This window comes from Desulfovibrio sp. OH1186_COT-070 (assembly GCF_003860215.1).
GTDB lineage: Bacteria > Desulfobacterota > Desulfovibrionia > Desulfovibrionales > Desulfovibrionaceae > Desulfovibrio.
Map to the genome: position 1 here is coordinate 26,866 of NZ_RQYH01000019.1, position 13,712 is coordinate 40,577.

14 protein-coding genes and 1 pseudogene are annotated in these 13,712 nt (G+C 61.4%); 5 read left to right on the top strand and 10 right to left on the bottom strand.

Annotated elements, in window-relative coordinates; all coding sequences use genetic code 11:
- Positions 1 to 26: 26 nt before the first annotated feature.
- Both EII23_RS07615 and EII23_RS07620 read right to left on the bottom strand, forming a co-directional pair.
- Entirely contained in the window at positions 27 to 527 is a 501-nt protein-coding gene (locus EII23_RS07615) for a hypothetical protein (RefSeq protein WP_124792794.1), read from the bottom strand.
- Positions 528 to 593: 66 nt separating this feature from the next.
- Positions 594 to 2,228 (bottom strand): DEAD/DEAH box helicase, encoded by a 1,635-nt coding sequence (locus tag EII23_RS07620; RefSeq protein WP_124792795.1) that lies wholly within the window; start codon positions 2,226 to 2,228, stop codon positions 594 to 596.
- A gap of 314 nt (positions 2,229 to 2,542) precedes the next feature.
- Between EII23_RS07620 and hisI the strand changes: the two genes are divergently transcribed.
- From hisI to EII23_RS07640, 4 genes are all read left to right on the top strand, one after another.
- Positions 2,543 to 2,935 carry a phosphoribosyl-AMP cyclohydrolase gene (gene hisI, locus EII23_RS07625; protein ID WP_124792807.1) on the top strand — a complete coding sequence of 131 codons (393 nt, stop codon included), beginning with the start codon at positions 2,543 to 2,545 and terminating at the stop codon, positions 2,933 to 2,935.
- An 11-nt stretch (positions 2,936 to 2,946) separates the two neighbouring features.
- Positions 2,947 to 3,840: an ATP phosphoribosyltransferase gene (gene hisG, locus EII23_RS07630; protein WP_124792796.1), complete on the top strand. Its 894-nt coding sequence runs from the start codon at positions 2,947 to 2,949 to the stop codon at positions 3,838 to 3,840.
- 59 nt (positions 3,841 to 3,899) lie between these two features.
- Positions 3,900 to 4,679, top strand: coding sequence for a YkgJ family cysteine cluster protein (locus tag EII23_RS07635; RefSeq protein WP_124792797.1), 780 nt, complete (start codon positions 3,900 to 3,902; stop codon positions 4,677 to 4,679).
- Between the two features lie 163 nt (positions 4,680 to 4,842).
- Positions 4,843 to 5,712 (top strand): hypothetical protein, encoded by an 870-nt coding sequence (locus EII23_RS07640; RefSeq protein WP_124792798.1) that lies wholly within the window; start codon positions 4,843 to 4,845, stop codon positions 5,710 to 5,712.
- Between the two features lie 80 nt (positions 5,713 to 5,792).
- Here EII23_RS07640 and EII23_RS07645 read toward each other — a convergent pair whose 3' ends face one another.
- From EII23_RS07645 to modA, 5 genes are all read right to left on the bottom strand, one after another.
- On the bottom strand, positions 5,793 to 6,353 hold the full coding sequence (locus EII23_RS07645) for a Fe-S-containing hydro-lyase (RefSeq protein WP_124792799.1): 561 nt from the start codon (positions 6,351 to 6,353) through the stop codon (positions 5,793 to 5,795).
- 25 nt (positions 6,354 to 6,378) lie between these two features.
- Positions 6,379 to 7,224, bottom strand: a complete 846-nt coding sequence (locus tag EII23_RS07650; protein WP_124792800.1) for a fumarate hydratase — start codon at positions 7,222 to 7,224, stop codon at positions 6,379 to 6,381.
- 69 nt (positions 7,225 to 7,293) lie between these two features.
- Entirely contained in the window at positions 7,294 to 8,067 is a 774-nt protein-coding gene (locus EII23_RS13580; RefSeq protein WP_124792801.1) for an ATP-binding cassette domain-containing protein, read from the bottom strand.
- Entirely contained in the window at positions 8,064 to 8,744 is a 681-nt protein-coding gene (modB, locus tag EII23_RS07660) for a molybdate ABC transporter permease subunit (RefSeq protein ID WP_124792802.1), read from the bottom strand. Before modB ends, EII23_RS13580 begins: the two co-directional genes overlap by 4 nt.
- 135 nt (positions 8,745 to 8,879) lie before the next feature.
- The gene (gene modA / locus EII23_RS07665) at positions 8,880 to 9,632 is read right to left on the bottom strand and encodes a molybdate ABC transporter substrate-binding protein (protein ID WP_124792803.1); all 753 of its coding nucleotides are present in this window, start codon (positions 9,630 to 9,632) and stop codon (positions 8,880 to 8,882) included.
- On the opposite strand from modA, the gene EII23_RS07670 reads away from it, so the two are divergent.
- Positions 9,631 to 10,932 carry a TOBE domain-containing protein gene (locus EII23_RS07670; protein WP_260424639.1) on the top strand — a complete coding sequence of 434 codons (1,302 nt, stop codon included), beginning with the start codon at positions 9,631 to 9,633 and terminating at the stop codon, positions 10,930 to 10,932. The two genes, modA and EII23_RS07670, sit on opposite strands and share 2 nt — an antisense overlap.
- Before the next feature lie 97 nt (positions 10,933 to 11,029).
- Here the strand turns inward: EII23_RS07670 and EII23_RS07675 are convergent, their stop codons facing one another.
- The 3 genes and pseudogenes from EII23_RS07675 to EII23_RS07685 all read right to left on the bottom strand — a co-directional run.
- Complete coding sequence (locus tag EII23_RS07675; protein WP_124792804.1) at positions 11,030 to 11,689, bottom strand: GntR family transcriptional regulator; 660 nt, start codon at positions 11,687 to 11,689, stop codon at positions 11,030 to 11,032.
- 253 nt (positions 11,690 to 11,942) lie between these two features.
- Positions 11,943 to 13,355 (bottom strand): Na+/H+ antiporter NhaC family protein, encoded by a 1,413-nt coding sequence (locus EII23_RS07680; RefSeq protein ID WP_124792805.1) that lies wholly within the window; start codon positions 13,353 to 13,355, stop codon positions 11,943 to 11,945.
- A gap of 208 nt (positions 13,356 to 13,563) precedes the next feature.
- Positions 13,564 to 13,712, bottom strand: a pseudogene (locus tag EII23_RS07685) (IS5/IS1182 family transposase); the annotation flags it as partial.

Genomic DNA, 13,712 nt, shown 5'->3' on the forward strand with positions numbered 1-13,712 from the left:
AACGCTCGCGCCGGGGCATCTCCCCGTCATATGAGCCGCTCGAAAATCAGATTGTAGAATTTGCGAATGTGCAGAACAAGCTTGAGATCCATGCTTTTGGCGTGGGCCGCATCGCGCGTGGAAAATGAGGTCAGATGCCGGGCCACGGGGCTGAAATCCGCATCGCCCTGCGGCGCGAGCATGCTCCAGTATTCGCGTGCCCGCTCAAGAACATGGGCAGAACGCCTGCCCGGATTTTCCCGGCCATAACGCTCCAGAAACATCTCGAACATGCGGTGGGCATCCTGCGGGAAAGAACGCCCCAAGGCCAGCCGCCAGAGGGCCATGTACAGTCCGGTCAGTTCCGTGATCATCTGGCGGCGGCGCAGAAAGTGCATCCGCCCCACTTTCAGGATTTCCAGTTCCTGCACGTAGTCCGCGTCTGCCAGAAGGGCCGCGAACTTGTCCAACGCCGCGTCCACAACGGACGCGGACACCGCAAGGGGAGAACATTGTGCGCTTTCAGGCTGTGGAGTGCTGCTGTGCATGGCCGTTGGGGGGAAAAACGTGTCCTGCCGGAGATGTCCGGCCAGGCGGCGCAGGAAAAGTCCTGCCTATTCCTGTGGGGCGGCCTCCGGAGATCCCGCCTTTGCCCTGTTCCGCCGACGCGAGGAGCGGCGACGCCGGCCCGCGGCTTCGCCTTCGGGGCGCCGGGCATCGGCCCTGGCCTCCCCACCCGGCGCCTCCGGGACATCCGCATGCTTCCGCTCCCTGGCCTTGCCGCTTCTGGCCCTGCGGCTTTTGCCGCCCGCCGTGCCTTCCTTTTTCTCCATCGGAACACCGTCGGGAAAGCGGCTTTCGCGCAGGCTTTCCTGATGGCTGGCGTCCAGCAGCATGGCCAGCAGAAGCAGATTGTCTTCCTCTTCCTCATTGGCCAGTTCCGCAGCCAGCCGCCCGTAGCGGCTCACGCGCATGCGCTCCAGCCCGGTAAGAGTGCGGAAACGCGCCTCCAGCAGCGCGGTGAGGCGCGCGCCCACAATCTGGGCCACGTCTTCGTCTGTAGGCAGGGGAAGGGGCGTGAGCGCGATGGAATAGTGCCGGGCAATGCGGTCAAGCTCCATGCGCTGCATGACATCCACCAGAGAAATCACCGTGCCCGCAGCTCCGGCCCGGCCGGTGCGGCCCGCGCGGTGGATGTAGCTTTCGTGATCTTCCGGCGGCTCATACAAAAAGACGTGCGAAAGCTGGGGAATGTCAATGCCGCGCGCGGCCACATCCGTAGCCACCAGATATTGCAGCCTGCCCTGACGGACTTTTTCCAGAACACTTTCGCGGCGCGCTTGGGAAATATCCGCCGACAGTTCGTCTGCATTGTAGCCAAAACCCCGCAACACCCCGGTCAGATAATGGACATTGGCCTTGGTATTGCAAAAAATGATGGCGGAAGCGGGATTTTCCGTTTCCAGCAGGCGCACCAGCGCGCGGTCCTTGTCCATGGGCTTCACCTCGCAAAAGAGGTGCTGCACGGCGGCCACATGCACTTCTTTCTGTGAGAGGGAGAGCATGGACGCGTCTGTCATGAACTCCTGCGCAAGTCTGAGCACATGCGGCGGATAGGTGGCGGAAAAAAGACAGGTGTGGAGGGGGCGTTGGGGCAGATACCGCTGGATTTCCTTCATGTCCGGATAAAATCCGATGGAAAGCATGCGGTCTGCCTCGTCAAAGACCAGAACCCGCAAACGGTCCAGACAGAGGGTGCGGCGCAGCAGATGATCCAGAACGCGGCCGGGCGTGCCCACCACAAGCTGCGCCCCGTCGCGCAGGGCGTCCATCTGCTTTTTGTAGCCCACCCCGCCGTATACGGCGATGGTCTGGATGCCCGTTCCGTCAAAAATGGTCGCAGCTTCCCGCTCCACCTGAAGGGCGAGTTCGCGCGTGGGGGCAAGCACAAGAGCCTGGGGAGCCTTCAACTCCGGATCAAGACAGGGCAGAAGGGGCAACAGGTAGCAGCCTGTCTTGCCGCTGCCCGTGCGGGACTGCACCATGATGTCGCGCCCGGCCAACAGATAGGGCAGAGCCAGCGACTGCACCGGCATGAGGGTTTGCCAGCCCGCGCGGGCGCAGGCAGAACGTATGCCCTCGGGCAAAGCTTCCAGCGATGTCGGCGGCAGGGCATCCCGGGGTTCACAAAAAGAAAAATGTTCGCCTGCCGCGCCTGTGTCCGCATCTTGGCGGATGGATTCTGTCATACGTCCTTTCCCGAAAACCGGAGTGCATCCCCGCCGGAGTGCTCCGCCAATGGCAGAGGCTGCGGTGAAGAAAAAAAGAAATGCTGCACAAAAGCATGCCACAGCGGGCCGGGATGCGCAAGCTTCCCCGAGCCCCCACGGTCAGGGATGCCCCATACTTTCGGCGCAAGGCCGCGAATCCGGCTTTGCCCACATCGGACAGCGAGCAGAGTGCACGGCACATCGCGGGCACGGGCGGATTTTCCGGCTTGCATCCGGCGTCGCTTGCGGCTATCGTAAAAAGCTGCCGTACCTTCCTTGCCGAGGATTTTTCCATGAGCGTGCCCCGCACTCCTCCTTTTGCTCCCGATTTCTCCAAGGGACTGCTGCCCGCCGTGGCCCAGGACCATCGCAGCGGTGACGTGCTCATGCTGGCCTATATGAACGAGGAAGCCTGGCAAAAAACGCTCCAGACCGGAGAGGTCCACTACTGGAGCCGCAGCCGCAACCAGTTGTGGCACAAGGGCGCGACATCGGGAAATGTGCAGAAAGTGCGCTCCGTGCGTCTGGATTGCGACAGTGACGCCATCCTCCTGCTGGTGGAGCAGGAGGGGGGAGCCGCCTGCCATACCGGACGGCGCTCCTGCTTTTACCGGGAATGGAAGGACGGAAGCCCGCGGGAGTGCTCTCCCCGCGTTTTTGACCCCAAGGACGTGTACGGCGGATAGAGGAAACTGTCATGCCCAACGAAACAAAACCCCTGCTCAAGCTCGGCGTGCCCAAGGGCTCGCTGGAAGACGCCACCATAGACCTGTTCGAGCGGGCCGGATGGAAAATCCGCAAACATGCCCGCAACTATTTTCCCGACATCAATGACCCGCAGATCAGCGCCTCCCTGTGCCGTGTGCAGGAAATCGGGGGCTATGTCCAGGCGGGGGTGCTGGATGCGGGCATTGTGGGCCTGGACTGGCTGGTGGAAGGAGGCCATGAAAACATGGTCATCCGGATTTCGGATCTCGTCTATTCCAAAACGTCCAACCGGCCCTGCCGCTGGGTGCTGGCCGTGGCGGGCGACTCGCCCTACCGTACGCCCGCCGACCTCCAAGGCAAGCGCGTTGCCACCGAAATAGAGGGGCTGACCCGGCGCTACTTTGCCGAAAAAGGCATCGAAGTGGACGTTTTCTACTCCTGGGGGGCCACCGAGGCCAAGGTGGTGGAAGGGCTGGCCGACGGCATTGTGGAGGTTACGGAAACCGGCACCACCATCCGCGCCCACGGCCTGCGCATCATTGATGAGGTCATGGTTTCCCATCCGGTGCTCATCGCCAACAATGACGCCTGGAACGACCCCGCCAGACGCGCCAAGATCAGCCAGCTGGATCTGCTTTTGCAAGGCGCGCTCAGGGCGGAAAATCTGGTGGCCCTCAAAATGAACGCCCCTGCCGACAACCTGCCCGCCATCCTTGAAATGCTGCCCTCCCTTAATTCGCCCACGGTTTCGCCCCTGCGCGACCAGCGCTGGCTCGCGGTGGAAGCGGTGGTGAACATTGACGTGGTGCGCGATCTCATCCCCCGCCTGCGCTCCGCCGGAGCGGAAGGCATTATCGAATACGCGCTGAACAAGGTCATCTGACCCCGCCACGTGCGGACAACGCGCACCGGTACCGGCCGCTGCCGTTTCAGGGAGTCTTCATGTCCACCGATGCCAGCCGCGAGCTTCTGGAAAGTCTGCCGGAACTGCCCAACGGCAAGACCTTCTGCTTTGACTGCAATCCGGAAGTGCCCTGCTTCAACCGCTGCTGTGCGGAACTGACCCTGCCCCTCACGCCGTACGATGTGCTGCGCCTGTGCCGCCATCTGGGCATGGGCAGCGAGGCTTTTCTCGGCACTTTTGCCACCATGCGCTCCTTTCCGGACACGGGCTTTCCCCTGCCCATGCTGCGCATGCTGGACGGCCCCGACGAACTCTGTCCCTTTGTGACGCCCGCGGGCTGCGCGGTCTACGATGACCGCCCCGGAGCGTGCCGCTTTTATCCTCTGGGACGCGGCACAAAAATTGCCAGCGAGGGCGTGGCCGAACGCTTTTTTGTGGTTCGCGAGGACCATTGCCGCGGCTTTGACACAGGCACGGAGCGCACCGCCGCACAGTGGCTCGCCCATCAGGAACTCCAGCCCTTCAACGCTTCCAACGACAAATACATGCGCCTCATGTCCCTGGTGCGGGCCACGGGCAGCCCTCTGGAATCCCGCATGGCCACCATGTGCGTTCTTGCCCTTTTCCAGATGGACAAGTTCCGCCAGTTTCTCACCGCCATGCGCGTTTGCGACCGGCTGGATCTTTCAGCAGAGCGCAGGCAAGCCGCCATGGAAGACAGCCTGCACGGAGACGAAGCTCTCCTGGACTTTGGCCTGGACTGGATGGAGTTGATCATCTTCGGGCAGAGCCAGGGGCTGGCCCCCAAGGCCGACTGACCACCCCAAAGCCGCTCTCCCCGCTTCAGCGGCGCAGCCACAGCGGATACGCCTCTTTTCTTCCCTGCCGTGGGCAACCTTCCTGAGACATTCATCCAACTCCTCACCCGCTTTCCTGCCTTGACAGGAGGGTATATCCCCACTATCACAAACCATGTGCTCCATGCTTGACTCGACATTCTCCCTCTGGAACTCCGGCCATTTTGACGCCTTTGCCACGGCTCTGCGCCAGAGGGTCACGGTTCGTCTCAAGTGTTGCGTGCGCTGGGAAGGAAAACCCACGGATCTGATCTTCTATGGCCGCTTTCGCAGCGTGGAGGGGCGGGACGCCCAGTTTCTCATCCGCGACATGAAAGTCCTGCCCGACAAGCCCAAGGGCTATGAGGGCAACGGAGAATTTTTCTTCTGTCTGGAGCACGAAAGCTCTCCTGAGATGGTGGAGCGCGTGGGCTTTCAAGGCACAGCCATCATTCTCGGCACCAAAAGCGGCACAAAGGAAGCCTTGCGCTTCATTTCCCTGCGTCTGCCGCGCACGTTCGTCACCCGCAAGATGCGACGCGACAAGCGCGTTCCCTGGGGCAGAGAACGCAGCCGGCTGGCCGGCGCCACCATTGTGACCACCCCGCCGGAAACCAAGGCCGACTTGCGCGACATGATTGCGGCCTGCTACAAAAAAAATCCCAAGGCCCTGCACCTCATCGACCTTTCTGCGGGCGGGGCCTGCGCCTGCCTGCCCGGAGAAATCGCCAGCACGCCCCTTTCCGCCAAGCCTGTCTACCTTTTCTTTCTGGCCCCCAGCGCCGCGCCGCCCTCCTCCCTGCCGCATGTTTTTCTGGCGAAAAAACTGGGGTTTTGTCAGGAAAGTTGCGAAAAGGGATATGCCGTCCGTCTGTTTTTCCAGAAAGAACTGAACTGGGAAGAAAGCCAGACCCAACTGGAATGGACAGATATTGAGGCTGTCGGCTCCCGCGCCCTGCGCACCCTTCTCGACCAGTACGACGACGGCGAAGACGACGAGTGGCTGCGCTCGTAGCAGCCCTGAAGCCGCACAAACGCACCGCCGGACGCTGCGGACCCTCGGCACAGCGGCCCGAAATCAGGCGGTTGGCGGGGCTACAGCCTGCGGTACAGCGCCTGCCCGCTCTCATACCGATTGCCGCCCGCGGCATCAATGACCACAATGGCGGGGAAATCCTCCACTTCCATAAGCGCGAGGGCCTCCGGCCCAAGGTCGCCATAGGCCAGCACCGTGTACTTTCTGATGCAGCGGGCAATGAGCGCGCCCGCTCCGCCCACAGCGGCCAGATAGGGCACGCCGTGCCTTTTCATGGCCTCCACCACTTCCGGCCTGCGGTTGCCCTTGCCGATCATGCCCCTGATGCCCTGCCCCAGCAGGCGCGGGGTATAGGCATCCATACGTCCTGCGGTGGTCGGCCCCGCAGCCCCGATGACCCGCCCCGGCGGGGCCGGGCTTGGCCCCACATAATAGATCACGGCTCCCCGCAGATCCACGGGCGGCTCTTCGCCCCGATCCAGCGCCTCCACCAGACGTTTGTGCGCGGCATCGCGGGCAGCCAGCACGCGGCCCGAAATGAGCACTTTGTCGCCAGCCGCAAGGCTGCGCGCCGTGGCTTCGTCAAAGGGGGCACGGATTCTTTTCACCGTGTTTTCCATATTCCCTCCGCTCCGTGCCGCGTGCCTACAGCACGGCTTCGGCATGGCGCGCCGCATGACAATTCATGTTGACGGCCACAGGCAACGAGGCGATGTGGGCTGACGCCCACTCCACATGCACCTTGAGGGCCGTGGTCAGGCCGCCCAGCCCCTGCGGCCCGATGCCGCTCCTGTTGACCAGTTCCAGCAGTTCGTCTTCAAGGGCCGCATAGCGGGGATCGGCATTGCGGCTTTCGAGGCTGCGGGCCGCGGCCCGCTTGGCGCAGAGGGCCGCCACCTCCATCGTCCCCCCCAAACCCACGCCCACCACCAAGGGCGGACAGGAATCCGGCCCCGCGGCCAGCACCGCATCCAGCACGACTTTGCGCACGCCGTCCATGCCGTCGGCCGGAACAAGCATTTTGAGCACGCTCTTGTTTTCCGATCCCGCGCCCTTGGGCGCGAACCGCAGGCGCAGACTGTCGCCGGGCACAAGGCGGGTATGGATGACTGCCGGAGTATTGTCCCCGGTATTGCGGCGCTCAAACAGGGGCTCCGCCACGCAGGACATGCGCAGGCAGCCTTGCGCATAGCCGCGGCGCACGCCCTCGTTGACAGCCTCCTCAAAGCCTCCACCCACAATGCGCACGTCCTGGCCGACATCGGCAAAAATCACGGCCAGGCCTGTGTCCTGGCAGAGCGGAACGGCAGAAGAGGCGGCAATGGAGGCATTTTCCAGCAGTTGGTCCAGAATATCCCTGCCCACGGGTGAAATCTCGCTCTCCCGCGCCTGCCGCAAGGCATTTGCCGCGCTGTCGGGCAGGCGGCAACAGGCGCGCACAGCCAGATCGGCCACCACGCAGGCGATGCTGTCAACATGGATTTCCTTCATGCAATCTCCCTCCCCCTCCGGGCCTTGTGGGCAAAAAATCGCTTGCGGGCGGCAAACAGGTACTGCCGCTCACGGCGCAACCGCTCCGCCGCCCGTCATGGCACCGGCATCCTGCAGGCTGCGCAGGCATTGGCCCGCTGACAAAAATTCCGCGCGCCGGGCAGCATAATCGGCCACCAGACGGGCGCGGCCGTGGTCATACAAAACAAGGCAGCGGGCAAAGCAGTCCACATCTTCGGGATCGTGACTGATGATCACGGCGGGAATGGTCAGCCCGGCGACAAGTTCCTGCAATTCCTCACGCAGTCTTTCGCGCAACAGGGGATCCAGAGCGGAAAAAGGCTCGTCCAGCAACAACAGCCGGGGGTCCGAATTGAGCGCGCGGGCCAAGGCCGCCCGCTGCCGTTGGCCGCCGGAAATCTGCCCGGGCAGGCTGGCCGCAAGATGTCCTATGCCCAGCCTTTCCAGCATGTTCTGCGCCCTGTCTCTTTCTGCCCTGGACATACGCCAGGGCAGAAGGCCCGTGCGCGGATAGGCCACGTTCTGCAGAAGGCTGAGGTGCGGAAAAAGCGCATAGTCCTGAAACATGTAGCCGATGCGCCTTTGCTGCGCGGGCACGCAGATATTTTTTGCGTTGTCGTACAGCGTGCGGCCGCCGATGCGGATATGCCCCGCGTCAGGGCGGATCAGCCCTGCCAGGCACTGCATGGTCAGGCTTTTTCCCGACCCGGAAGGTCCGAAAAACACCGCGCTCTTGTATTCCGCGCCGATGTCAAAAGCCACGTCCAGACAGAAGGGTGACAAGCCTTTGTGAAAATTCTTGACCAGCCGCAGGGAGATCACGCCCGCCGCCTCCCGAATTTCATCAGAAATTCCGCAACCAGGAGCAGGGCCACACAGGCTGCCGAGGTAATGAGCACAAGAAAGGTGGCGCGGTGGTCTTCACCGGCCTGAAAGGCATCGTAAATGGCCAGGGCCAAGGTTTGTGTCTTGCCGGGAATATTGCCCGCAATCATCAGGGTGGCCCCGAATTCGCCCATGCCCCGCGCAAAGGCCAGCATGATGCCCGCAAAAATTCCCTTCCAGGCCAGAGGCAGGGAAATGCTGAAAAAAACACGCCATTCCGAAGCGCCGAGGGTGCGGGCCGCGTCTTCCAGATGGCGATCCACCTGCTCCAGAGACGCGCGCGCCGACTTGTAGATAAGCGGAAAAACCACCACTGTGGCCGCAACCACCGCACCTTGCCAGGAAAATATCAGGTTTATTCCCCATTCTGCCAGCGCCTGCCCAAAAACACCGCGCCGCCCCACCAGCACAATGAGGTAGTAACCCAGAACCGTGGGCGGCAACACCAGCGGCAGGGTGCAGAGAGAGTCCAGCAGGGCGGGCATGGGGCCGCTTTTGTGCGCCAGCAGCCGGGCCGTGAGCGTGGCCGCCACAAAGGAGACGGCCGTGGCCGCTCCGGCCACGCGCACCGACAGCTCCAGCGGACTCCAGACGGAAAGTCCCCCCAGATCCATGCGTTCCCCCTTTCAAGGGCGCATCCCGAAAGCATTCTCCACAGCAGATGCGCCCCGAAAAAGCTTGCCGCGCGGCATGCGGGCCGTGCGGCAAACCAGTATGGCACACAAAGGCCCAAAAGTCTTTACCAGACCTCAAGGTCTGGCAAAACCGTACTTGGCCAGAACTTCCTGCCCCTCACCCGAGAGCACAAAGTCCACAAAAGCTTGGCCCATGACGGCATTCCTGCCGGTACGGGCCACAGCCACGGGATAGGTCACGGGCGCATGCCCTTCCGCCACCATGACCACGTCAACCTTGTCGGCCATCTGCCTGGCATCGGTTCCGTAAACAAAACCCGCGTCCACCTCGCCGCGGGCCACATAGTCCAGCACCTGCCGCACACTGTTGCCCATGACAAGGCGGGCTTGCAGGCCGTCCCAGAGTCCGGCGGAAGTCAGAGCTTCCCGCGCATAGCGGCCTGCGGGCACGGAGTCGGGATTGCCCACGGCAATCCGCCCCAGAGAGGAAATGTCTGCCAGTTTGCCCGGCTTTCCGGATCCGGCGGGCACGATGAGCACCAGCGTATTGCGGGCAAAATCCTTGCGGGTGGCCGCATCCACCAGCCCGGCCTCCACGGCCTTGTTCATGGTGGCCTGATCGGCAGAGGCAAACACGTCCACGGGCGCACCCTCCTGCATCTGCTTGAGCAGCGGATTGGAGGCGGCAAAATTCACGTTGATCTTCAGCCCTTCGTACTGCTTCTCGAACAGATTTTTGAGTTCGGTAAAGGCATTGGTCAGACTGGCTGCGGCGGAAACGGTCACTTCTGCCGCGTGCGCGGGAAGATGCAGCAGGAGAGCACAGGTCAGGGCCATCACCAACCGGGGAAAAAATCTCTTTTTCATGCATACCTCCCAAAAATGCGGGTTTGTGGCGAAAACGGGCGGTACAGGACACCCGAAAGAAGCATACTCCTTGGCCCTGTGCCGCCACAAACATGTCCTCATTTTTGCAAAAACCGTGACCGTTGTGCTTTTGCAGAATTTTTCTGTATACAGGGAAAAGACACGGTACAAGACCATGCAGAAAAACGGACATCGCGAACATATGGCCGCGCTTTTGCGCACTCTTTCCTCCTCGGACCGGGCTTGGCTGCGGCAGAGACTCATGCGCCATGACTCCAAGGCATTGTTGCAGAATGCGGGCGGCCTGAGCCGGAGCGAGCTTCTGGCGGCGGAATCCTGGCTCTGGGAACATGCGGAAAAAGCCGCAAGGCCCCGCGAAAAACAGCCGCGCCTGCGCATGTGGCTCATTTTCATGCTGCTGCGCTACGCCGGGCTGCGCCTGGTGGAGGTATTTTCTGTCAGACGCGCGCATCTGGATTTGCGGGAGGGCATCGTCCGTGTGCCCGGAACCGACGAAGCGCAGCCACGTGAAGTGCCGCTGCCCCTGACCGTGAGCCGCCGTCTGCTGCGCGTGCTGGAAGATCCCGCGCTTTTTCCCGCAGAAGGCGAATTTCTGCGCTGCGACTCCAGCTATGTGCGCCGCTACCTGTATCAGTGTGCCGCTGCCTGCGGCATACCGGCGGGTTTGCTGAGCGCCCGTGCCCTGCGCCGCAACCGGGCGCTGGAAATGAGCCGCCAGGGCCTGCCGCTGCCGGTGATCGACATTTTTCTGGGCCGCAACGAGGCTCCCGGCCAGGCGGGCATTGTGCGTTGCGACCGCAAGGAAGCCCAGCGCCTGCTGCGCGAACAATTACAAAAGGAACGCCCCATGAAAACCAGCGCGCGCAATATTTTTCAGGGCCGCATCGTGCGTCTGCGCGGCAGCGGCCTGCTGGTGGAAGTGACGCTGCGCACTGCGGGCAACCTGCCCGTTGTCGCCCTGATCACTGACGAAAGCTTCAAAGCCCTTGCCCTTGAGGAGGGCAAGCTGGTCAATGCCAGCGTCAAGGCTCCCTGGGTGCTGATTCAGGAGGGAGAGCTCGCCTCCAACACATCTCCCCCGGCGGAAAACTGCTTCAGCGGGGTGGTGGAACGGGTGCGCGAGGACGAACTGGCGGCGGAAATTCTGGTGGCCCTGCCCGACGGCAGCCAAGTGTGCGTCCTGCACGGCAAAAACCGGGAAGAACCGCTGAACCTGAGCCCGGGGCAAAAGGTCACGGTGTTTTTCAAGGCGTTTTCCGTCATCCTCAATCTGGAGTGACCCGCCGGACGGCAAAGCCGCGCGGCAGAGGTTTTGTCCCCGGCGGCAAAGTACGTTGCACATGTGGGACAATGGCGGGATATCGCCCGGTGGCTGTTTATTCCTTGTGCAGACCGCAGACCTTGCCAAGGCGGCGTCCCGACTCGGCATAGTGCTCTCGCAGGGTGGCCTCGATACGTTGGGGATTTTTGCTGCACACCGCCCTGAAAATCACGCAATGCCGCTCATGAAATTCCTGCGGTGAAAAAAGGGTATTCCAGCAGTTGTAGTACAGAAATTTGGAAAGATGCGCACAGGAATTGCGCGCGGTGTTGACCATCAGCCTGTTGTCGCAACGCGACAGCAGGGCATTGTGAAAGGCCTCGTCAATATCGCTCATCTCCGAGAGCCCTCTGGCCGTGCGGCTCTGGCGTTCCATCTCGTGCAGAATTTCTTCCAGTCCGGTCAGGGCCGCCTCGCCCCACAATGCCAGAGACTGTACGATGCACGCCCCCTCCAGGGTTCCGCCCAAACAATAACTGTCCTCAATTTCCTTGGGCGTCAGATGGCGGATAAAGCGCGCCTTTTGCGGCACACCCGTCACCAGTCCCTGCTGCTGCAAGGACTGCAAGGCTTCGCGCACCGGCCCCCGACTGATGCCAAGATGCTCGGCAATCTCCACTTCACGAACAGGATCGCCGGGAGCAAGAGTTCCGTCCAGCAGACATTGCTTGATATAACTGATGGCCTGTTCGGCATAGGTCTGAACCTGATGCAAAGGGGTGCAACCTCCGTTTCTACTCCTTGTAGGTAGGCCCGGACACGGCCAAAGTCAACGGGTTGCCCGGCGAGACCGGCAATGCTGAAACGGGGCAGACCAGAGTTGGCCACGCTGTTGCGAACCGCAATCTGGTCAGACCTCGCTGCCTCCTGCCAGTAATGGGCAAGACCCGGTTGCTGCATCTCCAGGCCTTGCCCATCTTGGAATCCAACTACGTCTCCGGGCAATCTTGTTGCCGAAAACAAAGGATTCAAGCCTGCACTTTTGCCTCGGCAGGCATTTCCTCGGGGCCAGCAAACCGACGGTTCCATCCCGTCATGACAGAAAGGAGCAGTACCCCCAGCAAGGCCCAGGAATAGGGATTACAGAGCGCGGAGCTGATGGGAGGAGCCGGTATGCCGTAACTCTCCGCAGCGGAGTTCAAAGCCGCATACCAAGCGGCCACAACAATATGCCAAGGCAAAAGAAAAAAGATGGTGCATACCGCGCAGTCCATGAGGTTGGCTCTGCGCGCGGGTGCCAGACGGAATTTTTCACCCATGGGGCGCACCAGGCTCGGCCCCACCAGAAGTTCGGCCGGAGCATTGGCGGAAATGGGTATGGATGCGGCAATCGTCACGCCGACGATGAAGAGTTCGGCCTGCCGCACTGTGGTCACCACACTTTTGTGCGCGAAATCAAGAATTTTTCCCATAACGCCGCATTCCACAAGAATCTGCGTCACGGCCAGAATGAGAACGGCAAAAACGATGGCGCCCACAACGCCGTCAATGCCCGCCTGGATAATACCCGTGGATCCGCCCGCCTTGGCGGGAACAGAAAAAAGATCCGCAGGCTTGAGCGTCCCTGTGCAGAAGCCGATCAACGCTCCGGACAGGTTGCCGTAGATCAGCGCCTCAATGATATGACGTCCGCGCAGGGCCGCTGCCACCACAACAACCAGCGCCATCAGCATGAGTGCTCCCAGAGGATTCAGGTCTGCCTGTATCTCGGGCAGCGTACCCGCCCCGCTCCCTCCACCGAAGAGAAGAAACACCGCACCAGCCAGGACAGCGGCACTCATGGACAGTGGAAACCGGGAGCGCACGACATCGCGCATGCTCGCCCCCTGCGTATAGGCCGAAACAATGGTCGTGTCGGAAATGGGAGCGAGATTGTCCCCGAAGGCCGCACCGGACAGAATGGCCAGCCCGAGCATGACCGGATCGGAACCAAGAAAGTACCCGGCCGGATAGAGCACGGGCGTCAGAGCTATGCATGTTCCCGTGCTGGTGCCCGTGCCCAGGGAAAAAAGCATGGCCGCCAGAAAAACGCACAGGGTAAATACGGCCCCGTGGGCTCCCGTGCTCATTCCTATCCATAAAAGCCCGTTGACAAGACCACCTGCAGCCATGAGTTTGCCAAAAACACCGGCAAACAACCACGCCGTCACAATGACAATACCTGTCTTGTCAGCCATGCCGCGCATGGCCGCTTCACAATATTCCTTCTTGTCACGCGCGCAGAAAAGCCCCCCAGCAAGGGCCAGCCAAACACAAGCCCAGAAAGGTTTCGTGCCGCCACGGCCTTCGACAGAAAGCCAGACAAGTCCTGCAACCAGGATAACCAGAGGAATCAGTCCACCCCATGCGCCTCCATACATACGCAATGTTCCATCTTTCATGATTACCTCTATTCGCTTCATATTACGGTAGTGTCCAGAAGTTTTCGCACTTTTCGTAGCAAGCCAGGCGGCGTGGTTATCGTCAGGAGTTGGCGCGGTCCTTGTGAGCGATACGCCCCAAAAAGTATCTTGGCTGCAAGGCCCGTGGCAACTCCGGAATTATCCCTAATCTTCCTGGTGCGTGTTCACGTTCCCCTGGATAGTGTCGTCACGAGATTGAGGCCCATAAAAAGATACATCTGATCTGAATAGCGGCCAGGAATGAGGCTGCATTTTTCGCGTATCGGGTCGCAATGCCGCGCCATCGCTTCAAATGGAGGAACGCGTTCTCTATCAGGTGCCGGGCCTTGTAAAGCT

Coding starts and splice junctions, on each gene's coding strand:
- modB (WP_124792802.1), bottom strand. CDS start 8,744: ATGGATCTGGGGGGACTTTCCGTCTGGAGTCCGCTGGAGCTGTCGGTG.
- EII23_RS07615 (WP_124792794.1), bottom strand. CDS start 527: ATGCACAGCAGCACTCCACAGCCTGAAAGCGCACAATGTTCTCCCCTT.
- EII23_RS07645 (WP_124792799.1), bottom strand. CDS start 6,353: ATGGAAAACACGGTGAAAAGAATCCGTGCCCCCTTTGACGAAGCCACG.
- modA (WP_124792803.1), bottom strand. CDS start 9,632: ATGAAAAAGAGATTTTTTCCCCGGTTGGTGATGGCCCTGACCTGTGCT.
- hisI (WP_124792807.1), top strand. CDS start 2,543: ATGAGCGTGCCCCGCACTCCTCCTTTTGCTCCCGATTTCTCCAAGGGA.
- EII23_RS07640 (WP_124792798.1), top strand. CDS start 4,843: ATGCTTGACTCGACATTCTCCCTCTGGAACTCCGGCCATTTTGACGCC.
- EII23_RS07635 (WP_124792797.1), top strand. CDS start 3,900: ATGTCCACCGATGCCAGCCGCGAGCTTCTGGAAAGTCTGCCGGAACTG.
- EII23_RS07670 (WP_260424639.1), top strand. CDS start 9,631: ATGCATACCTCCCAAAAATGCGGGTTTGTGGCGAAAACGGGCGGTACA.
- EII23_RS07680 (WP_124792805.1), bottom strand. CDS start 13,355: ATGAAAGATGGAACATTGCGTATGTATGGAGGCGCATGGGGTGGACTG.
- EII23_RS07620 (WP_124792795.1), bottom strand. CDS start 2,228: ATGACAGAATCCATCCGCCAAGATGCGGACACAGGCGCGGCAGGCGAA.
- hisG (WP_124792796.1), top strand. CDS start 2,947: ATGCCCAACGAAACAAAACCCCTGCTCAAGCTCGGCGTGCCCAAGGGC.
- EII23_RS07650 (WP_124792800.1), bottom strand. CDS start 7,224: ATGAAGGAAATCCATGTTGACAGCATCGCCTGCGTGGTGGCCGATCTG.